The organism is Phycisphaerae bacterium (assembly GCA_035384605.1).
In the GTDB taxonomy this organism is placed as follows: Bacteria; Planctomycetota; Phycisphaerae; order UBA1845; family PWPN01; genus JAUCQB01.
Genome location: DAOOIV010000002.1, coordinates 39,597 through 59,375, shown reverse-complemented (window position 1 = coordinate 59,375; position 19,779 = coordinate 39,597). Strand labels below are relative to the sequence as shown.

Genomic DNA, 19,779 nt, shown 5'->3' with positions numbered 1-19,779 from the left:
AGCATTCCATCCACATCACAAAGCCGCGTATTAGCAGAGATCGCCAGGTGATTGTTGTTGAGTCGGACCCAGTTATGTTCAGATGGTTTTGTCTTACGGTGCGGAGGGTGGTTGTTCTCAATTGCGTCGTGTCGGCGCTGGTCGGTTGCGCGCTTCCGGGCCCGGGCCCGGAGCTGTTCCCGGTGACGCCCATGGTCGTTCGAGTCGGGGTCGACGGGAGCGTGGAGCAGGGTTATGACACGACGGGTGACGGCAAAGCCGATTGCAGCGAACGCGTGAATGCGACGGGGGTCGTCGAGGCTATCCGATTTGACGACAACAAGGACGGCTGCCTTGACGATCGCGACGCGTGGGTCGTGCTGGCTGACGTTCCTGAGCAGGAACGGCGTCATCTGATCATGATCCTGGACAGCGTTCCGTTTGCGATGGTGGAGAGTCTGTGGGCCGAAGGTCGTTTTCGCCTGTTTTCGCAGCCGAGTCGGGTCATCAGCCCGTTTCCGGTGATGACCGATTTGTGTCTGTCAGACTTTTTCGGCGTTTCGCCCTGCCCGGGTGTGGAGTCGGAGTACTTCGACGGGGAGCAGCTCAGGAACGGGTACGTCGCCTATGCGAGCAAGGAGAATGTTCCCTGGATGGATCTTGTGGACTGGCATCTGGAGCCGGCGACTCACGTATCGGTCTATCTTGGGGCGAAGAAATGGTACCTGCACGAGCTTCGACAGGTGCAGGAGCACTTTCGGGGGAGCGGCGGACCGCGGGTGATCGCCTACATCGTTGGGACGTCGGCTCTTGGAGCCAGAGTCGGGCGTGACGGGCATCAAGCGGGCTTGATCCAGTTGGACCGTTTTTGCCGGCAACTGGTATTTGAGTCCCGCGGTCGCGTACGGATCAGCCTTCTTTCGGATCACGGTCACCATTATTCGAGCAGCAAGCGAATTCCTCTGAGCAGGCTGCTGGCGGAGTTCGGCTATCGTCCCGGGAGGGGGCTTGAACGTTCCGGCGACGTAGTGGTGCCCGAGTTTGGGATGGTGAGTTGCGCCGTGATTCACACACGAGAGGCGGCGGAAGTTGCACGAGACGTTTTGGGGATCGAGGGCGTGGAACTGACCGCCTATCGCGATGCCTCGGATAATCTTGTCGTTCTGAGCCGGACGGGGCGTGCGCGGATCACGCATTCGGCGGGTCGATTCGCGTACCGGGCCGACTTCGGCGACCCGCTCGATCTCCTGCCGATCTACGCGTCGTTGCGGGCCGAGGGCAAGGTGGACGCTGATGGTTTCGCCGGTGACGGAGTGCTGAAGGAGGCAACGGCGACTCACAGCTACCCCGACGTCGTGCATCGGCTATGGCGGGCTTTCCACGGGTTGGTTCAGCATACTCCTGACGTGCTGGTGTCCACGCAGGACGGCTACCATTGCGGCAGCGCGTTCATGTCGAGCATCGTTCATCTTACGGCCGCGCACGGCAACCTGCGCAGGCCGAGCTCAACGGGTTTCAGCATGTCGATGAATGGTCGCTTACCTGAGATGGTCCGGATGGAGGATTTGCGCGGGGAGCTTGTTCGGCTGGGTGTGCCGCTTGACAGGCTCGAAAGCCGTCACTGAGAACGCTCGCGAACAGGGTGGGCCGGAGCCAAGTCCGCGTGAGGTCGCGGTCGTCGCGGCGACCAAAACCCTGCCCTGCCGGTGGGAAGGTTTCAGCCGGGTTCAAGCCTTGGACGTTCTTACCAACTGCTCCAACTTGGCCATGGCGGCGCCGGAGTCAAGGGTCTGGGCAGCTTTGGCGATGGCGGCCGGCAGGTCGGGGGCCAGACCGGCGACAACCAGGGCGGCGCCGGCGTTGAGTAAGGCGTGTTGGCGACGAGGGCCTTGGTCCCGACCCGAAAGGATGGCAAGGACGGCGTCGGCACTGGCCTGTACGGAATCGATCAACAGGGAATCGAGTGGGGCCATGTCGAAGCCGACATCGGACGGATTGATCGTGAAGGTTCTGACTTGTCCGTTGCGGACCTCGCTGACCTTGGTGTTGCCGGTGATGGTGATATCGCAGAGATATGGATGGTCGGCGACGCCGGTATATCCGGTGACGACCCAGGCGAGGGTTGCCCCGCGGGCGGCGAGCACGCCGGCCAGTGTTTCGGTCATTTCGGGACGGGCGACTCCCATGACTTGCCGTCTGGCCCCCGCGGGATTGGTGAATGGTCCGAGATAGTTAAAGATTGTGCGGATACCCAGTTGTTTGCGGACGGGACCGGCATATCTCATTGCCGGGTGCAAGTTGGGTGCATACAGGAAGGCGATGCCGCAATCCCGCAGGCAGCGTTCGAGGACGGGGACGGGCGCGTCGAGATTCACACCTAAAGCGGCGAACACCTCGGCCGATCCGCTGATGCGGGTGTTTGTTCGATTGCCGTGCTTGGCGACGACAGCGCCGGCGGCAGCGGCGATGATGGCCGCAGTGGATGAGACGTTGAGCGTACTGATTCTGTCGCCGCCGGTGCCGCAGGTATCAATGCAATCGGCATCACATCGGACGCGCGTGACCTTTTCGTTCATCACGTCGGCTGCGCCGGCGATTTCATCGACGGTCTCACCCTTGGAGGCAAGGGCTTTGAGGAAGTCGCCCATTGGTCCGGGCTCGACCCGGCCGGTCATGATGAGTTCGAAGATTTCGCGCATGTGTTCCCGCGACAGGTGGCGACCGGCACTGAGGTGAGCGATGATTTCATGGATCGAGATGGTCATTGTTTTCTCCGTCACAGTCGGAGCCTGCGGGGAAGCAGGCGTTATCAAAGCGGGATGATGGTTGCGCCCTCCGAGGCCGTGGTGGTGTAGACAATCGCGGGCTGCTCGAAGCGTGTGTCGTACTTGTTCTTGACGGCGGCTCGCAAAGCGTGTTCGGAGCCGCTGTCGATCAAGGCGATTGCGCAGCCACCGAAACCGCCGCCGGTCATCCGGGCGCCATAAACCCCGGGTACCTGCCGGGCGATATCGACCAAGGTATCGAGTTCGGTGCAAGACACCTCATAATCATCCTTCAGGGACTGGTGGGATTCGAACATGAGCCGGCCGAAGGTCGCGGCGTCGCCGGCCTTCATGGCTTCGGCGGCCAGCGGCACGCGAGCGATTTCTGTGATGACATGGCGGCATCGCCGGAAGACCACTTCGTCCATGCGGGACCGGTGCTGAAGAAGCATGCCCATGTGGGCATCGCGCAAGGCGATCAGCCTGGGGTCGGATCGCTGGAGGATGGTCAGCCCCTCGCGGCACTGTTTCTGCCGGACGGGGTATTGGCTGGATCCGATGGCGTGCTTCACCTGCGTATTCATAATAACCAGCGTAGTGTTCTCGAAAGGCAGAGGAATCTGCTCGTAGGTTTGTGAGCGGCAATCGAGCATCAGTGCATGGCGGGCTTTCCCGAGGACGCAGATAAACTGGTCCATGATGCCGCATGGCGAATGGGCGTACTCATGCTCGGCCTGGCGAGCCAGCAGGGCCAGGGGGATGGCCTGGATGCGTTGCTCAGCCATTGCCAACAGGGCCAAGGCGGAGCCGACCTCAAGGGCGGCCGAGCTGCTCACGCCGGCGCCCAAGGGGACATCGCTGTGGATGGCGAGGCGGCAGGGTTTGAGGGGGATTCCCTGACGGATGAGCATGGCTGCGACACCGCGGACGTAGTTTGCCCACGCAGGATCGCACGGCGAGCCGGGATTGTCGGCGGGAAACTCGACCGTCTCATTGAACGCGTTGGAATGCACGGCGATGCGGCCGTCGGGCGAGGGGCTTGCGGTGACGTACAAGGCCTGAGACATGGCGATCGGCAGGACGCAGCCGTCGTTGTAATCGGTGTGTTCGCCGATGAGGTTTACCCGACCTGGCGCCCGCACGGCCACGCGTGGGGCCGAACCCGGGTAAAGGCGGGCGTGCAGGTCCTTCAGTTCGCCGGTATTGACCATGCTCATGATCTCCTCAACAATAGGCGGTGCGACTGTAGGGCGTCAGTTCAGGCCTGTCAAGAAACGCCCAGGCGTGTACCCGAAGATGGAGCGGCGAGGTGCCCGCCCTATACTGGGGGCGGTGGAGGCCCAGGGAATTGGTGGACCTGTCATGTTCCGGCCGGTTCTGATAGACACGGACATGGGTGTGGATGATGCCGTGGCGATTGCGCTGGCACTCAGTTCCAGTGAAATCCAAGTAGCGGGTCTGGTCAGCGTGGCGGGCAACGTGTCGATCGAACAGGCGACGGCCAACATCGGGCGTCTGCTCGGCGGTCTGGTGCCGGAGTCGTTGCCTCAGGTGGCCCGTGGTTTGGGGCAGCGAGTTTCGCAGTTGAGAGATGCGACGCACGTGTTCGGCGAGGATGGCCTGGGCGGAATCGAGCTGGCAGTGCCGCCCGATTTTGCGCCGGGCGAATTCCTGGAGCTTTACGAGCGGCTTGCCGAGCAGCATGGCCACTCGCTGACGGTGTTAGCCCTTGGTCCGCTGACCAATCTTGCGGCGGTGTTGCAGGAGAAGCCGGAGGTTTTGGCCAAGGTGGGCCAGATCGTCGTCATGGGCGGGGCTATCTGGTGTCCGGGCAATGTTACCCGCTGGGCTGAGTTCAATTTTTACCGCGACCCGGCGGCGGCCGCGGCGGTGTTATCGGCGGGGTTGCCGCTGACGGTGGTGCCGCTGGATGTGACGCGGCAGGTGGCGATGGATGAATCTCACACCGCTCACCTGTCTCGGGGGGGGACGCGGGCGGGGGACCTGCTGGGCCGCATGATCCGGTTGCCGATGGAACGTGAGACGGCGGATGCGTTGCCAGGCTCGTTCGTTGTGCACGACGCGGTTGCGATGGGCGTACTGCTCTGGCCGAAGCTGTTCATGCGATCGAGGATGGGGCTGGAGGTCATTGTTTCGGGTGAGCAGGCGGGGCGGTGCAAACCGGTGGTAGTCAAGGACAAATCCCGCCAGATCGGCGTGGTCATTTCCGTCAACGTCGGCGAATTCATGGAGAACATGCTGGAGCAGCTCAGCCAGGAGAAGTTTGTGGTTTGAAAGCCGTCAGTTATCAGCGATCAGCTTTCAGCCGAAGAATGCCGGGTAGCGGTTGTCATTTTCTCCTGTGGTCGTGCCACGCGAGCGACGGCCTCGGGCGGCAGTGCGCGCGAGGCATAGAGGTACAGGGCGAGTGGTATCGCCAGCGAGGCCAGGGTGTATACGGCCGATCCCGATACGTGGAGAGCAGCGGATTCCGGCGAGGATAAGGAGTACCGCTCGGGTGTGAAAACCACGTTGATGACGTGGCCGGCGACGTTGCTGACGAAGGCCACGATGAGAAAGGACTTGAGTCGCTGCTGAGCTGAGGCTGGTCTTCTCCCAATCTCGCGGGCGATCCATATGAGCCACCCGCACTGGAGGGCTGTCAGAAGCATCCAACATGCCATTGAGGTCACGATGTTGGCCCAGGAGCCACGGACACTTACTGTGCCGTCAGACAAAGCGACAAGCCACAGCGCCTTTGTCCCCAGGGAGCCGAAGTGCGTGAAGGCTCCTGCGGTCAGCAGGCTGACGAGTACGAGTGGCCAGTCGTTGCTGGGCAAGAAGGCCGCGCGAGACAGAACAAGCGGTGGGTCAGACGCACTGCGACGCAGGGACCTTCGCCGAAGCCGGGTTGAGAGGACGCAGGCGAGCAAGATGGATGGGAGAGACACCTGAGCGGCGAAGTTCCACGCGGGTATGAACTCGATGATTCCTGGCGCGACGAATCCGATGTACGGGCTGGGCGAGACGAGCCTGGAGATGATGTAGATGGAGACAGGCAGCAGCGGCAAGGACTGGACCACGAACAAACCGATGGCGGCCTTGCGGCCCCAGTCGGTCTTTCGCAGCAGCCCGATGATTGCGAAGGGGGCGATCAGGAGCGTCACTACCGGCTGGAACAGGTAGCCGATCGCCCCGCCCATCTCAAAAAGGGGCAATCCGGCCCCTCCGGAACCGACGGCCCACAGCCCGTGCGAGAGCAGTTGGAGAAAAGCGGTCATGCAGGCAGCCGTAAGGTACCAGACCATCAGCCGGGGCCATTCCGGCAGGTAACTGCTCGCCATCTCCTGCCGGTCGAATGGAGCACCGCATTCCGGGCAGCGATTCTCTGTGAGCCCGCGCAGGGAGTAGCCGCAGTGAAGGCATGATGCGTCGGCGAGGGGGTCGTCATGCGGGACGGAATCGGCCTGCAATGATGTCGCAGCCGACACCTCGTCGGCTTTCGCAACATCGGATTGCCCGTGTACTTCCATTGAAGGTATCCGTCTGGCCCGGCCAGTATGCTAAGGGCGGTCAATTCCGTCCGCAATCTGAAATCTCCAATTTGAGATCCCCAGTCCGTCCCAGACGCAACGGTTCAGCAGGCAGGGATCCCGGGAGTATGGCACCCCAACAGACGGGCAGACTAACAGACCAATAGACTAACAGACTCCCCATCCGATCGCGTATCATGTGTGCGATGTTCCACCAGTTGGACGACACCATTGTGGCCGTTTCGTCTCCGGCCGGGACCGGCGTGCGGGGGATCCTACGGCTCAGCGGGCCGGGTGCGTTCGGCTTGGCCGCGGGTGTGTTCACTTGCAACGATGGGCGATCTGTGGCGGAGTTGGCCGGCCATCGTCGGGTCGCCGGCCGATTGTGGATGGAGGCGACGGCCTCAGTGCCCGCGGAGGCATACACGTTTCGTGCGCCCGCCAGCTACACGCGCCAGGACGTGATCGAGCTTCATACCATCGGCTCGCCGGCGGTGCTTGGGGCGGTTTTGGAGCGCTTGACCAGCGCCGGCGCACGGCCGGCCGAGCCCGGCGAGTTCACCGCCCGGGCGTTTTTCTCCGGGGCGATGGACCTGACTCGCGTCGAGGGTGTTGCGGGGATCATCCATGCCCGCAATGACTCGCAGTTGCGTGCTTCGGAGGCACTCCTGCACGGCCGTTTGAGTCGACGCTCCAATGAGCTGCGCGAGCAACTGATCGATCTGCTGGCTCTTATCGAAGCGGAAATCGACTTCTCCGAAGAAGCGGTTGAGTTCGTGGCGCCGCAACGGGTAGCGGAGGTGGTGAGCCGCGTATATGAGGAGCTGGCTTTGCTGATTCATCAGGCCCCCTCCATCGAGCGGCTTGAGACCCTGCCCGAGGTGATGCTCGTGGGCCGGCCCAACGCGGGGAAGAGCACGCTGATGAATGTGCTTACGGGCATGGACCGGGCGATTCAGTCGGCGATGCCCGGTACGACGCGTGACGTGCTCTCGGTTCCGTTGAACGTTCCGGGGGGCGAAGTGATGTTGCTGGATGCGGCGGGCCTGGAGGCGGGCATCGGTGAATCGGCTGATGAAGAGGATCGGCATCCGGACGCGCAGGCACAAGCCACGGCTCGTCGCTTGATGTTGCGAGCCGCCATGCTGATTCCGGTCGTGGACGCGACGGATTCGCCGAGGGAAACGCTTGAATTACTGCGGCGCATTCTGCCGCCGCGACCGATGTGCGTTGCGCTCAGCAAGGCCGATCTGGTCGGGGAGATCGAGTCGGATCGTCTGGCGGCAGAGTTGCAAGGAGCCGCACCGGTCCGGGTTGTCAGCGCGGTCACAGGGCTGGGTCTCGATTTGCTTCGCGAGGAGATCGGGAGGACCCTGTTTGCGGCGGGTGAATCGAGCGAGGCGGATGTTGTGATGCTTTCGGATCGTCAGCGGCAGGCGCTTCGGATCGCCCATGAGGCATTGGGTCGTGCGCGTCACCTGTGCGAGGAGAACAGGGAGGTGATGAACGCTGCCGAGCTGCTCGCGGTTGAGATTCGCGAAGCGATCAACGGGCTGTCGGTGCTGGTGGGGGAGGTGGCAACCGAGGAGCTGCTGGGTCGGATCTTCTCTCGCTTCTGCATCGGCAAGTGAAAATAGTAAAGAGACCCGGTGCAACTGGTCGATATAACGAACGGCGTTGAAACTTGAGGATTTTTTGCAGGAAAATCTCAGGAAACGCCAATGCTCTTTGACAAGCGTTGAGATGTTCGTTTGGGCCTGCTACCAGAAAGGAGATACTTCGGTGGCAAAGAAGAAAGCCAAGAAGGCTGCGAAGAAGGCCAAGAAGCCGGCTCGCAAGAAGAAATAAGCCGAAGCAAGCATCAGCCGCGGCTGGCGCCTGACAGTGCGTGCCGTGAACGGCCCCATCAGTGCGAGGCTGCGGCGGTCGTCTCTTCGCTGAGTACGGAAGAACGACAACACCATGTGGGAAGTACCCCTCGCCACGGCGTGGTACTTCCCATTTTTATGCGCCATGGAAGAATGCTTCGGGCAGTACTGAAAACGGCGTCGACGGACGGAAAGGCGCCGGTTGTGTAAGGCCGGCCGGCGGGGGGACCGTTCTCCGGTGCGTCGGTTGTGCCGTGGCGAACAAGCCGCGAGCCGTTGCGTCCGGATGAGCGGAAGTTTACCGGCCGATCAGTGAATTGCGCTGCTGATTCGCACGTTGGGGGACGGGGTGTTACGATCCTTTGATGGAGGACCGATATATCTGGTCAGCGGGCGGCGTGGTTGTCGATGGTTCCCGTTGATACCGGCCGTGCCGCAAGTCGGGACAAATCGAACGATGGTGCCGCAATCAGGTTTCTCGAAGCGCAAGCGTGGGAACAAGCCCGGGCCGATTCCGCCGCACGTGTGGAGCAACTATCCCGAGGATCGGCTCCTGGACATGCGGTTATGTGACCTTGGGGTGAGTCTGTCGCGGAGGCCGATCAAGCGTTGCATCGAGCGAATCCACCAGGAATTGGAGCAGCGGCAGATTCGTTTTCGGCCTCACTTCTGGCTGGGTGAGGAGTGGTTCACTCCGGACGGGATTCCGGGCGCGGCTATTCCCTTCTATCTGGCTCACCCGAGGCTGGCGCGGCTCGAGCGAAGCCAGATGCTCGAGGCCGAGGGGGGCACTTACAAGTGGTGCATGCGGATTCTTCGCCATGAGGTGGGTCACGCGATCGACCATGCTTATCTGCTGCATCGTCGTCGACGCTGGCAGCAGCTTTTCGGCAAATCATCGCAGCCGTATCCGGAGCGTTACGTTCCCAAGCCGAACAGCAAGCGGTACGTGCTGCATCTCGATCACTGGTATGCGCAGAGTCATCCGGACGAGGATTTTGCCGAGACCTTTGCCGTCTGGCTTCGGCCGAAGGCATGGTGGCGAAAGAGGTACCAGGGCTGGCCGGCGCTCAAGAAGCTGGAGTATGTCGACGAGTTGATGCGGGAGATTGCGGGGAAGCCTCCCGTGGTCACGAGTCGGAAGGTTATCGAGCCTTTGTCGAGGATTCGCAAGACGCTGCGCGAGCACTACGAACAGAAGCGGGCCCGTTACGGAGAAGGGCTGCCGGCCTTTTACGATCGGGACCTTCGCAGGCTCTTCTGTGGAACGGGCGACCACCCGCGGCGTGAGTCGGCGGCTTCGTTTATTCGCCGCCATCGTGCCGAGGTCCGGCGGATCGTGTCGCGGTGGACGCGGGAGTACCAGTACACGTTGGATCTGGTCATGCGAGAGATGATCGCGCGGTGCCAGGAGCTGAATTTGTACGTGCAGGGTCCGGGCGAGCAGGTGAAGATGGATTTTGCCATTCTGCTGACGGTTGAGACGATGAACTACATTCACAGCGGCCGCCGGCGATTGCTGATCATGTGAGCCATGAGGAAGAAGCGCGTTCTGGCCATCATGCACAAGGATCTGGTTCCCCCCGACAGCATCGAGGGGCTGACCGAGGCTGAGGTTGCACCGTTCAAGACGGAATACGACGTCATCGCGGCGTGCCGGTCGTTGGGACATGAGGTGCGGTCGCTGGGCATTCAGAGCGATCTGAGCGTCCTGGGCAAGACGATCGAGGAGTGGAAGCCGCACATTGTCTTCAATCTGCTTGAGGAATTCGACGGCGAGGCGGTGATGGATCATAACGTGGTGAGCTACCTTGAGCTGCTCAAGCTGCCGTATACCGGCTGTTCGCCGCGAGGTCTGATCCTGGCCCGAGACAAGGGGCTGTCGAAGAAGATCCTGAGTTACCATCGCATCCGGGTACCGGCCTTTGCGGTTTTTCCGAGGCGTAAGGCTGTCAAGCGGCCGAGTCGCCTCAAGTTTCCGTTGTTCGTGAAATCGCTGATTGAAGAGGCGTCGTTGGGCATTGCGCAGGCCTCGATCGTCGACGATGACGAGAAGCTCAGAGAACGGGTGGCTTTCATCCACGAGCGGATCGGCACGGACGCGATTGCCGAGCAGTACATTGAAGGGCGGGAGTTTTACGTGAGTGTGCTGGGCAATCGGCGGCTGGAGGTGTTTCCGATCTGGGAGCTCAAGTTCACGAAGGCCGGGAACGGCGTCCCGCTGATCGCGACGGCAAAGGTGAAGTTCGACCTGGAATACCAGAAGAAGCTTGGAGTGGAGACTTCGGAAGCCAAGGATCTCGCGCCCGAAGTGGTCAAGGGGATTTTGAGGCTGTGTAAGCGCATCTACCGCAACCTGGGGCTCAAGGGTTACGCGCGGATCGACATGCGGATGACGGCGGACGGGCAGGTGTATGTATTGGAGGCGAATCCGAACCCCCAGTTGGCACGAGGGGAGGACTTCGCCGAATCAGCCAGGGCGGTGGGCATTTCTTATGAGCGGCTCGTTCAGCGGATCATGAATCTGGGTTTCAGTCGAGCGAGGTAGATTGGCGCCATCGAACGGGGTGAGGCAGGTTGCCGGCTCGTGCGGATGGCGGCCTTGAGGCCGGCCGTTGGATCCAGTTAAGCTCATATGGGGCAATAGACTACGGGCGATCGTGGGGCGAGCAGGGATCGGGTGGCGCTTACGGAGGTGAAAGCCCAGGGGATCGGCCGGACTGCCAAGCGGTGACGCCATAAAAGGGGCCGCTCCGTTGCGGTTTTGCCAGGGGCCTCTGCAGGGCAAGCCCGGTCGGCTCGGCGAATCGGAGTCTCGGCTTTGAAAAGGCCGGCCAAGTCAATAGGGACGTGAACTTAATCTTTCGGCGGTGGAGAATCGATAATCTCGTGAATAGAATGAGTATCGGGCCCTTTCTCTTGGGATCCACGTTTTTCAAGAGTGGTCCGTTGGGATAACACGACATGCCGGTGGAGACTCTGTTGATCAGCGGTCCGCGCGGAGGCGGAAAGAGCACATTGGCCCGTCTTATAGCCAGTCAAGTGCTGGACCGGCCAGCGCACTACCTTCGGACGCGCCGATCGGCCGACGGATACACCAATGCGATCATACCTCTTGACCCGGCCAACGATGGCTTCGCGACGGGTTGGGCTTCCTGTTTTATGGTCGGCTACACTCCCGAGCGCGTGTTTGAGACTTTGCCTGACGGGCTCCGAGAGGTTCGCAAGATCGACCGATACGGATTCGCGATCATAGAGGCTGACGGAGATCCGCCGCTTCGGCATGCATACCCTTACGACTACCGCGTTTTTGTGATGTCGCCGCCAACGGACGTTCACCAAGTGTTTCGGGATACGCGTGAGGCGACCCAAGCGCTGCAGCAGGTGATGCAGGACACGGCAGCGTTTGCATCAGAGATTTTCGGTTTGTTCAATGCGGCCGGTTTTGACGACGGCGTTGGGGTGTCGCACCATGAGCCGGTTGTCATAGATCCTTGCCAGGTTGCGGTCGAACGGCTTGAGATTGCCGAATCGCAGATTCGCGGCTTTCTCAACTCGCCGCTGGGCGTTGAGATCGCGTCGCGTATTCAGCTTCAGCCCGAGTATCACGCTCTCGTCGAGTCGGACGTCGTCGTCATCAACACGGGGGTAGGCAAGGGCGGCGAGGTGATGAAGGAATGCGTCAAACGGATCGAAAAGCTGCTTGCGCGCGTGCGGCATGACGCCCGGCGTTCGAGCATTCTGTATTGGGGCAATTTCCTGGACACGAAGGATTCCACGCAGAAGAAGCTGCTTAAGCGGCTGCGATGCCTATTTGCGATGAAGTCTTGAGGCCTGGCGCGCCGGTATCGGCCGGGACTATGGTTGAGCCGGGGCGACGGGTCTTGTCGCTTTTTGGGAGGCGGCGGGCTCATTCTCGTTGTTACCGGGTGATTTCGTGTCAGCCTCGGTTGCTGACGGTTCCGGCTCGTAAGGCTGGCTGGGTAGAATCTGCGTGCTACCCGAAACCGCGTCCACCATGAGGATCGACTCGACGCGATCCACGACTCGACTCACGAACTTGACCGGACCCCGGCGGGGTTTGAGGATCGTGGCGACCTTGTCACCGAAGACGATGCTTACTCTGCAATTGACCATTCTGTTTACCAGGATGGAGACCTCGCGATCGCCCGAGGGAATGAAGGGGCGCAGGATCTCATCCTTCTTCGCATTGAGCGCGTTGGCTTCCTCTTCGAGCCGGTCGGCCTCGTACATCAGCTCTGTTGCTTTCTCTCTTTGCTGGGGATTAAGGCGCTTCAGTTGGGCGAGCAGAGGCTGAACGGTATTCCGAACCTTGGTTGCCGCCTCGCGTTTTTTCTTAATAATGTCACTCATCTTGGCAACTTCGAGGAGTGCGGGGGGGAAGACACCAACGGCGACCTGCGTAGGAACATCGACATCATTTCCGAGGGCCAGGACTTCGACGCCCTGGCGGGCATAGACGGAGCCGCCAATGATCGGGCCCCTGGGGACCAGGAGTCTGCCCATTGTCCGGATGCGGCAGTTCATGACTTCCTTGGTGACGATGACGTCGCCGGTCGCCTCGATCGCGGCCTCTTCCAGGAACTTGACCTGCAGCTCACCACCGGCGCGAATGAGGGCCTTGCTTTTTCCGGCGACTCCGCCGGCGATGATGACGTGGCTTCCGGCCTCGACGTTGGCTGCTTCGACCATTCCCTTGATGGTTATGCTTTTGGGGGATCGGACGAGGAAGGTTTCCACGACGTTGCCGGTGATCAGGACATCAGAGGGGGCGTCGACGTTTCCGCTCTTGAGATCGACGTCGCCATCGACTTTGACCTGTTCAACGACGGAGACTCCCTGCCGGGTGACCCGGACCATGCCATTGGAGGTGGCGTAGACGGTCTTGCCGTCGTCCGCCAGTTTGACGTTGGCGCCGAGTTCAAAACGCAAGAGGGAAGGCGCGCCGGGAATGGGCTTGCCGTAGACGTCCATGCCCGGCTGGGGCGGGGTCTCGGGAACGTATTCGCCGATTACCTCACCGCTCTTGACGGTGTGAATTCTGCAACTGCGGTTGTCGAATGAGGCATCGCCGGACTTTTCGGAGCCGGCTTGTTGGCGGTCTTCGACCGGCTTGAACGCGGCGGGTTGGCCCGCGACCGGTTTCTTACCCGAGAAGAGGACCAGGGTATCCTGCTTGTTCCGCTTGGCCTCGGCGGCCAGCTTGGCGACGTCCTGAATGCGGGCGGCCCCTTCATCGGTAATGCAGACGCCCAGTTTTTCGAGCGTTTCCTTGACGCGATCGGGTTTGACGTCCTCGAGGGCGGTTTTCCTGAGGTCGATTTCAACGCGCAGTTTGTCCTTGGATACGACAATGTGGGGATGGTTCTGCGCGATTTCCGGCATTGACGTTCTTGCGGGCCTACCCGGGGGCGTCCGTGTCGGCGATGAGTCTGAACGCCTTTGCGAACGCAGCAATCATGGGCTCAAGCACGCAATCTCCGAAGTATGTCTTGTCCGTCTCCATTTCACAGTCGTTTACTCACTATAGCATACGCAGGCACACCAAGGTTCTGCACGTCCCGCGAGCCTCGCCGATCAGTCGGGTACGGCCTTTCATCCGCGGGGCGGACGTCCAGACCCCGGTCAACCGCCGTCTGCCTGCCCGCAGGCGGTCGAGCACGCCGGACACCTCACGGTGCAAACATGTTGGAGGCCGCTTACATGAAGAAGCGGTACTCACACTTCAATTGTGCCGGCGAACCGCCCTTCAACAGGGAGACATAAGTCGGTTTGTCCCGTTTCCGTCTATCGGTTGGGACAAGGGGGGGCTTGAGGCTGGGGTTTGCCGTTGGCCGACGGCCGCACTGGCAGCCAACCGAGCCGGAACCGGCAGCTCTGGGAGATGCGTCCGAATAGATGAGCCCGGTAAAGGGGCGGCAGCAAAAGATTATCTGACGATGGTCTTGAGCCTGCCAATTACTCTTCCGTTGTGGTCCAGGATGTCGAAGGCGAGGGCACCGTTCATGGGGTGTTTGTCCCGGGTGGCCGGGATATTGCGATACACGCAACGGTCTTGGAAGTCGGTGATCCAGACCGGATGGATGGCGCTGCCGTAGGTTCTTGCCAGCGAAGCGATCTGCTCATCCGTGAAGGCTGACATGGCCTGACTGAACGGCGTTCCGAGAGAGGATACCATGTGACAAGACTCCAATTAAGGGGCGGCTTGCCCCAGCGGCCTTGGGCCGCGGCTAACCATACTCGCATGCGGTGGCGTGAAAACCAGGAGCCTATCGACAGGCCGGAAGCCTGTCCCGCGCAGCCGACACAGCCCACTGAGACAGGCTATAAGCCGGCTCTAGAAGTATCGGCGGCTTTGCGGTCAAAGCGTTAAGGCTGGTTGGTTCGCCTGTGAATAGAAATGGGTGTCAGGTATTGGCGATGTCGCAACTTCGGCCGGTCACTGATGTTATGGCGAGCCGATTGAGGATCGGCCGAGTACCCACGCCAAGACGATGACACCGAGCGCGATCCGGTAGATGGCGAACATGGTAAACCTGTGTGTCTGGATGAAGCGCATGAAAGCCGCCACCACAGCCCAAGCGACGACAAATGAGACCGCAAAGCCGACGGCCAACGGCATGAGTTGGTCACTGCTGATCTCGTGCCGATGCTTGTAGAGAGAGAACAACCCAGCGGCGAACATGGTGGGGATAGCGAGGAAGAAGGAGAACTCTGCCGCTGCGGCCGGAGCCATGCCCACACTCAGGGCACCCATGATCGTGGCGCCCGAACGAGAAGTACCCGGAATCAGAGACAGGCACTGGATCAGCCCGATGATGGCGGCCCGCGGCAGCGAGACAGCGCCGGCATCGTTGATCGACGGTGTTTTGATTGCCTTCTGAATGACAAGTATGAGAATTCCCCCCACGATGAGGGCGCAGGCGACGACAGAAGGAACCTTGAGTTTCTCTTCTATGAAGTGATGCGCGAGGTATCCAACGACGATGGCCGGCAGGAAAGCTATGAGCAGCTTGACGGAGAAATGTTCGTACCAGGGCGTGTGGGAGGGATTGAATGTCAGTCGGCAGAGCCGGCGCCAGCAGTAGATCAAGACGGCCAGGATCGAGCCGAGTTGGATGAAGATGTCGAATGCCCCGTTCCAGAAATGGAAATCCGGGTCGCTTGCATGGATACCCAAGAGCGGCATCGTCAGGATCATGTGCCCTGTGCTGGAGACGGGCAGGAATTCGGTCAAGCCCTGGACGACGCCGAGGATGACGGCTCGAAGAATGTCGTTCATGCCAGTTTCTCTAGAGCCTCCGGTGGCCGGAAGCTCAGCTCCATAGACTAAAGTACCTGAAGATGACCTGCCCGACGATGTTGGCGTAGATGCCGGCGGCCAAGTCGTCGAGCAGAATGCCCCAACCTGCGGGCAGCCTTTCCAGTCGTCGGGCCGGCGGCGGCTTGATGACGTCAAAGAGGCGAAAGAGAAAGAACTGGACGGCCAGCACCGTCAGTGCCTGGCGGAGGCTACCCATGGGCAACGCGACGAGCGAGATCCATTGTCCGGCGAACTCGTCGATGACCACGGGTCCCGGGTCGCCGGGTTTGCGGGATCTGGCGGCGAAATAATCGATGGCCCAGGGGCCCCAAGCGACGCAGCCGATGCCGGCCAGCAATGTCAGCAGTACCCAGATGACGTTGAGAACAGCCGGGTCGGTCGCGGACTTGTGGCAGATCGTCCATGCGGCCGTGCCCGCCAGGATTGCTCCGGCAGACCCGAAAGTGCCTGGGGCCAGCGGGGCAAAGCCAAGCCCCAGCCCGGTTACCGCCCATTTACGCATCATGTGGTCGGCCTCGACGTCTCGGAGAGCAGATGGCGGGCGGCGTGGAGATAGGAGAAGCCGGAGAGCACGGTGATGATGACCGTCAGGTAGATGAGCGGCGCTCGGAGGCCGACGGCGAACGCCAGTGATTGTGGATGGCCGACGGTAACCAGAATCCACCCGACGGTCACGGACTGCAGGAACATTTTGGCTTTGCCGTGGATATTTGCGCCGAAGGACGTTCCAGCGGCCTCGGTCACGCCGCGGAGGCTGGTCACCAACAGTTCGCGTCCGAGGATGACGACTACCATCCACATGGCGACATCGGTGACTTTTCGGCCGGCGGAGTCGATGAAGCCGTCGCCGGCCAGAAAGATATAGGCTCCGAGAACGAGGATCTTGTCCACGAACGGATCGATCAGACGACCAAAGGACGTCACCTGATTATGCTTGCGGGCCAAGTAGCCATCAATCACGTCGGTCAAGGCGGCGACGACGAAGAGAGCCAGGGAGAAATCCATAAGCCAGGCCTTGGGGGCCTTAGCGTCGTATTGTTCGAGGCAAATAAAAAAGACGATTGCCAGCAGCAGCCGGCCGATGGTGATCTGATTTGGGAGGTTAATCTTCATGGTTTTTCGTGGTGTTTCCGACGGGATCCAACAGGCTTTCCAGCGTGGGCCTGGATCGTCCCGCCTCACGTCGGCTTGTTCTTCCGGTCTTTCGGTTCGGCAGGATATCGTCGACAGGGCGGGCAATCAAATCGTAACCCTCCGAGGCTTCGCAACGGACCTGAACAAACCGGCCGGGGTGGACTTTGTCGGACAGGACATAGGTGACCGCATCGACATCGGGTGCCTGACCCGCATGGCGGGCGATGTACCGGCCTCTGGCGGCCTTCTCATCCACGAGGACTTCGAGCACGTGGCCTTTGAGGCCGGCGGCGTGGGCGAAGGCGATCTCCTGCTGAGTTTTCATGATTACTTCAACGCGCTGCTGTTTGACTTTTTCGGGGAGTTGTGCTTCGAATCGGCCGGCCGGGGTATCCGGCTCTTGAGAATAGGCGAACACCCCCACGGCCGCAAAACGCATCTGCCTGACAAAGTGGATCAACTCGTCGAATTCCTCTTCGGTCTCGCCTGGAAAACCCGCAATGAGGGTTGTGCGGATGGCGACATCGGGGACGCGACGGCGAAGCTTGTCGAGAAGCGCCTCTATCTGAGCTCGCGTTACCCGGCGGCGCATGGCCTTGAGGATGCGATCGTTGATGTGCTGCAAAGGCAGGTCGACGTATTTGACCACCTTGGAGCATTCTGCAACGGCGTCGATCATGTCGTCGGTGAAAGCCGTGGGGTAAGCGTAGAGCAGGCGAATCCATCGCAGCCCGTCGAGTTTATCGAGTTGCCGAAGCAAGCCGGCCAGACCCGGCCGGTAGTGGAGATCTTTTCCGTAAGCGGTGGTGTCCTGGCCGATGATGTTGAGTTCCGCCGCACCGTCGGAGATCAGTTCCCGGGCTTCGGCAAGGACGACTTGAGGGGGTTTTGATCGCATCGGGCCACGGATGGCCGGGATGTTGCAGAAGCTGCACTTCTGGTTGCAGCCCTCGCTGATCCGCAGGTACGCATAGTGGCGGGGCGTCAGGCGGAGGCGAGCGGTATCCAATGCAACGTGGGGGTGGTACGCGCCCAGGTAGAGATCGGCCTGGCGGCGATGGCCGGCCTTGGCACCCGACCTGCGCCGGGGTTGTGACGGGGGCGCTGCCGGTTTGGTCGTTCCGGCCAGTACCGCGTCAGGGACGTCGTCTCGGCGGTGGACGCTGACGAGGGCGTCGATTTCGGGGAAGGCGTCCAGCAGCGCGTGCCCGTCGCGCTGGACCAGGCAGCCGACCACCACGATGCGGCGGCAACGGCCGGACCGTCTGTAACGCAGCATCTCGGCGATGACTTTGTGGCCTTCGGCCCGCGCGGCTTGGAGGAAACCGCAGGTGTTGATCACAATAATGTCGGCGTCGGCCGGGTCGGCGGCTATGACGGCCCCTCGTTCCGCCAATTGGCCGAGGATCTTCTCAGAATCCACCAGGTTCTTGACGCATCCCAGCGAGACAAGAGCAACTGTTGTTGGCTCAGTCACAAACGGCCCTCAAGCAAGAACGCGGCTGCGACTCGCGCGACCTCTTGATCGATGCCCACAGCATATCTGTCAAGGGGCTGGTGGAAAAGGCCGACGCTTACCGGCCCGGCGTTTTTTGTGGTGCCAAGACTCAGGTACTGTCGCTGCGGCGGTCTCACTGACGGGGCTTGCAGGCGGTGGGCGGAGCCGGTTAACATGATCGTACCCGAGGCACCCCCCAAAGTCCGTCTGGTTCACCCCGGCTGGACGGCACGGCCTCGGGTTTTTTTGCGCTGAAACTGGCGAGGCGGTCTTCGGGTGCGATGATGTCCTGGCGCGGTCGCCGGTTGTGGTGGCGTGGGCGGAACGGGATTCTTGGTATTCGGCAGGTCATTTCGCAAGCACCACGGGCGACTTGCCCGCGTGCGCGAGGGACACGGGCAGGCAAGCTACCGGTGGCACACACTGGCGACGTGTCACGGGGCCTGGAAGATGGGGCCCGTGACAGAAGCGGCGGCACTCCTGGCGGCTGACCCGGTTGTCGTGAACGCAAGCCGAAAGCAGACCGCTGTAGCGGTCTTTCCCGAAGGGCAAACAGGTCGGTCGTTTTACGACCGGTTCACGGTCGGCCGATTCCTCCTTCACGGTGTTACCCCATCAAGCCCGTTTTGGCGGGCAAACCCGCTGAACGGGGTTGATCGCCCAACCTGGACCGGTCGGCATGCCCGCCCAGACTGTCATGTACCCCGGAAGATGGGCGCATCGTGATACCACTCGACGGCGTGTCGTTGCCTGATAGAATACGGTGGTCGTGTTCGTTGGAGTGTCCCAAGCGTGAGACTATCGACAAGGGAGCCGGGTTGCAGATGGGTCGCGGTCGTCTGGCTGGCCGCGATCGTCGGCTGCACGCAACCGGACATTCGTCCGGAGACAGCACTGTTGGAGCGGCCCTACCGGTACTCCGACCGTGATTGGGCCCGCGTGCTTCAGGCTTATGTGCGAAACGGCCTTGTTGATTACGTCGGGTTGGCGGCGCACCCCGAGGATCTGGACCGTTACTACGCGCTGCTGAGCGTGACCGGCCCTGCCAGCACGCCGGATCAGTTTCCCACGCGTGCGGCGGCGACGGCTTACTGGGTTAATGCTTTCAATGCGATGGTGTTGAAGGTGGTCCTGCAGCACTACCCCGCCCGATCCGTGTACGACGTGTCGTTGCCACGGCTGGAGACGGAATACACCTTCCGCGTGGATCGGCGAATCGTGACCCTTGCGGAAGTCGAGCAGGAGATGCTTCGAGCCAGCGATAATGACGTTCGGACGTTGTTTGCAACGAGTCGCGCGGCGGTCAGCACGCCGCTTCTGGGTCAGGAGCCGATCCGCGCTGAGGCGCTCGATCAACAATTGGCGGCGGCGGCGGCGAAGGCTTTGGATGATCCGCGCATCCTGCAAATCGATTCGGCCACTCATTCGATCTATGTCTGGCAACTCATCCTGCGACGTCGGAATGATTTCGAGGATTACTGGCGCAGCCGCCGGCGGGCGTCGACAGGCAAGCTGCTTGACTCGCTTGCGGACATGGCTTCGCCAAGGCGGAGACAGGCTCTGCGGGCCGCGGTTGGGTATTCATTCCGCCCCATCCGGTTCGACGGCACACTGAATGCCGTGGATCAGCCGCGGTTGCAGGTTGTGCCGTGACGGG

Annotated in this window: 16 protein-coding genes; 7 read left to right on the top strand and 9 right to left on the bottom strand. The window is 61.3% G+C overall.

What is annotated here, in order from left to right:
* Positions 1–74: 74 nt before the first annotated feature.
* Positions 75–1,604: a hypothetical protein gene (locus PLL20_00835; GenBank protein ID HPD28511.1), complete on the top strand. Its 1,530-nt coding sequence runs from the start codon at positions 75–77 to the stop codon at positions 1,602–1,604.
* Between the two features lie 102 nt (positions 1,605–1,706).
* Here PLL20_00835 and trpD read toward each other — a convergent pair whose 3' ends face one another.
* Together trpD and galK are read right to left on the bottom strand one after the other, a co-directional pair.
* Complete coding sequence (gene trpD / locus PLL20_00830) at positions 1,707–2,744, bottom strand: anthranilate phosphoribosyltransferase (GenBank protein HPD28510.1); 1,038 nt, start codon at positions 2,742–2,744, stop codon at positions 1,707–1,709.
* Between the two features lie 44 nt (positions 2,745–2,788).
* Positions 2,789–3,961, bottom strand: coding sequence for a galactokinase (gene galK / locus PLL20_00825; protein ID HPD28509.1), 1,173 nt, complete (start codon positions 3,959–3,961; stop codon positions 2,789–2,791).
* A 145-nt stretch (positions 3,962–4,106) separates the two neighbouring features.
* Here galK and PLL20_00820 point away from each other — a divergent pair, with 145 nt between their 5' ends.
* Positions 4,107–5,039 (top strand): nucleoside hydrolase, encoded by a 933-nt coding sequence (locus PLL20_00820; protein ID HPD28508.1) that lies wholly within the window; start codon positions 4,107–4,109, stop codon positions 5,037–5,039.
* A gap of 20 nt (positions 5,040–5,059) precedes the next feature.
* On the opposite strand, the gene PLL20_00815 is transcribed toward PLL20_00820, so the two are convergent.
* Positions 5,060–6,277, bottom strand: a complete 1,218-nt coding sequence (locus tag PLL20_00815; GenBank protein HPD28507.1) for a hypothetical protein — start codon at positions 6,275–6,277, stop codon at positions 5,060–5,062.
* 197 nt (positions 6,278–6,474) lie between these two features.
* Between PLL20_00815 and PLL20_00810 the strand changes: the two genes are divergently transcribed.
* The 4 genes from PLL20_00810 (at position 6,475) to PLL20_00795 (ending at position 11,976) form a co-directional block, all read left to right on the top strand.
* Positions 6,475–7,908, top strand: a complete 1,434-nt coding sequence (locus PLL20_00810) for a tRNA modification GTPase (protein HPD28506.1) — start codon at positions 6,475–6,477, stop codon at positions 7,906–7,908.
* A 796-nt stretch (positions 7,909–8,704) separates the two neighbouring features.
* Positions 8,705–9,676 carry a putative zinc-binding metallopeptidase gene (locus PLL20_00805; protein HPD28505.1) on the top strand — a complete coding sequence of 324 codons (972 nt, stop codon included), beginning with the start codon at positions 8,705–8,707 and terminating at the stop codon, positions 9,674–9,676.
* A gap of 3 nt (positions 9,677–9,679) precedes the next feature.
* The gene (locus tag PLL20_00800) at positions 9,680–10,693 is read left to right on the top strand and encodes an ATP-grasp domain-containing protein (GenBank protein ID HPD28504.1); all 1,014 of its coding nucleotides are present in this window, start codon (positions 9,680–9,682) and stop codon (positions 10,691–10,693) included.
* Between the two features lie 416 nt (positions 10,694–11,109).
* Positions 11,110–11,976, top strand: a complete 867-nt coding sequence (locus PLL20_00795; GenBank protein HPD28503.1) for a hypothetical protein — start codon at positions 11,110–11,112, stop codon at positions 11,974–11,976.
* A gap of 27 nt (positions 11,977–12,003) precedes the next feature.
* On the opposite strand, the gene PLL20_00790 is transcribed toward PLL20_00795, so the two are convergent.
* The 6 genes from PLL20_00790 to rimO all read right to left on the bottom strand — a co-directional run bounded on the left by PLL20_00790 (position 12,004) and on the right by rimO (position 18,101).
* On the bottom strand, positions 12,004–13,551 hold the full coding sequence (locus tag PLL20_00790) for a FapA family protein (GenBank protein HPD28502.1): 1,548 nt from the start codon (positions 13,549–13,551) through the stop codon (positions 12,004–12,006).
* Between the two features lie 544 nt (positions 13,552–14,095).
* Positions 14,096–14,344 carry a hypothetical protein gene (locus PLL20_00785; protein ID HPD28501.1) on the bottom strand — a complete coding sequence of 83 codons (249 nt, stop codon included), beginning with the start codon at positions 14,342–14,344 and terminating at the stop codon, positions 14,096–14,098.
* Positions 14,345–14,614: 270 nt separating this feature from the next.
* A complete protein-coding gene (locus tag PLL20_00780; GenBank protein HPD28500.1) occupies positions 14,615–15,448 on the bottom strand; it encodes an undecaprenyl-diphosphate phosphatase in 834 nt (277 codons plus the stop codon).
* Positions 15,449–15,482: 34 nt separating this feature from the next.
* Positions 15,483–15,995 carry a phosphatidylglycerophosphatase A gene (locus PLL20_00775; GenBank protein ID HPD28499.1) on the bottom strand — a complete coding sequence of 171 codons (513 nt, stop codon included), beginning with the start codon at positions 15,993–15,995 and terminating at the stop codon, positions 15,483–15,485.
* On the bottom strand, positions 15,992–16,603 hold the full coding sequence (pgsA, locus tag PLL20_00770; GenBank protein ID HPD28498.1) for a CDP-diacylglycerol--glycerol-3-phosphate 3-phosphatidyltransferase: 612 nt from the start codon (positions 16,601–16,603) through the stop codon (positions 15,992–15,994). The genes PLL20_00775 and pgsA overlap by 4 nt, the downstream gene beginning before the upstream one ends.
* On the bottom strand, positions 16,593–18,101 hold the full coding sequence (gene rimO / locus PLL20_00765; protein HPD28497.1) for a 30S ribosomal protein S12 methylthiotransferase RimO: 1,509 nt from the start codon (positions 18,099–18,101) through the stop codon (positions 16,593–16,595). Before rimO ends, pgsA begins: the two co-directional genes overlap by 11 nt.
* A gap of 813 nt (positions 18,102–18,914) precedes the next feature.
* Between rimO and PLL20_00760 the strand changes: the two genes are divergently transcribed.
* Positions 18,915–19,775 (top strand): DUF547 domain-containing protein, encoded by an 861-nt coding sequence (locus PLL20_00760; GenBank protein ID HPD28496.1) that lies wholly within the window; start codon positions 18,915–18,917, stop codon positions 19,773–19,775.
* The last annotated feature ends 4 nt before the right edge of the window (positions 19,776–19,779 follow it).

What these genes read in the sequence shown, in the direction of transcription:
- PLL20_00810 (HPD28506.1), top strand. Translation starts at nt 6,475, where the DNA reads ATGTGTGCGATGTTCCACCAGTTGGACGACACCATTGTGGCCGTTTCG.
- PLL20_00795 (HPD28503.1), top strand. Translation starts at nt 11,110, where the DNA reads ATGCCGGTGGAGACTCTGTTGATCAGCGGTCCGCGCGGAGGCGGAAAG.
- PLL20_00815 (HPD28507.1), bottom strand. Translation starts at nt 6,277, where the DNA reads ATGGAAGTACACGGGCAATCCGATGTTGCGAAAGCCGACGAGGTGTCG.
- PLL20_00835 (HPD28511.1), top strand. Translation starts at nt 75, where the DNA reads ATGTTCAGATGGTTTTGTCTTACGGTGCGGAGGGTGGTTGTTCTCAAT.
- PLL20_00805 (HPD28505.1), top strand. Translation starts at nt 8,705, where the DNA reads ATGCGGTTATGTGACCTTGGGGTGAGTCTGTCGCGGAGGCCGATCAAG.
- PLL20_00780 (HPD28500.1), bottom strand. Translation starts at nt 15,448, where the DNA reads ATGAACGACATTCTTCGAGCCGTCATCCTCGGCGTCGTCCAGGGCTTG.
- PLL20_00775 (HPD28499.1), bottom strand. Translation starts at nt 15,995, where the DNA reads ATGATGCGTAAATGGGCGGTAACCGGGCTGGGGCTTGGCTTTGCCCCG.
- pgsA (HPD28498.1), bottom strand. Translation starts at nt 16,603, where the DNA reads ATGAAGATTAACCTCCCAAATCAGATCACCATCGGCCGGCTGCTGCTG.
- PLL20_00820 (HPD28508.1), top strand. Translation starts at nt 4,107, where the DNA reads ATGTTCCGGCCGGTTCTGATAGACACGGACATGGGTGTGGATGATGCC.
- PLL20_00790 (HPD28502.1), bottom strand. Translation starts at nt 13,551, where the DNA reads ATGCCGGAAATCGCGCAGAACCATCCCCACATTGTCGTATCCAAGGAC.
- trpD (HPD28510.1), bottom strand. Translation starts at nt 2,744, where the DNA reads ATGACCATCTCGATCCATGAAATCATCGCTCACCTCAGTGCCGGTCGC.
- PLL20_00785 (HPD28501.1), bottom strand. Translation starts at nt 14,344, where the DNA reads ATGGTATCCTCTCTCGGAACGCCGTTCAGTCAGGCCATGTCAGCCTTC.
- galK (HPD28509.1), bottom strand. Translation starts at nt 3,961, where the DNA reads ATGAGCATGGTCAATACCGGCGAACTGAAGGACCTGCACGCCCGCCTT.
- PLL20_00800 (HPD28504.1), top strand. Translation starts at nt 9,680, where the DNA reads ATGAGGAAGAAGCGCGTTCTGGCCATCATGCACAAGGATCTGGTTCCC.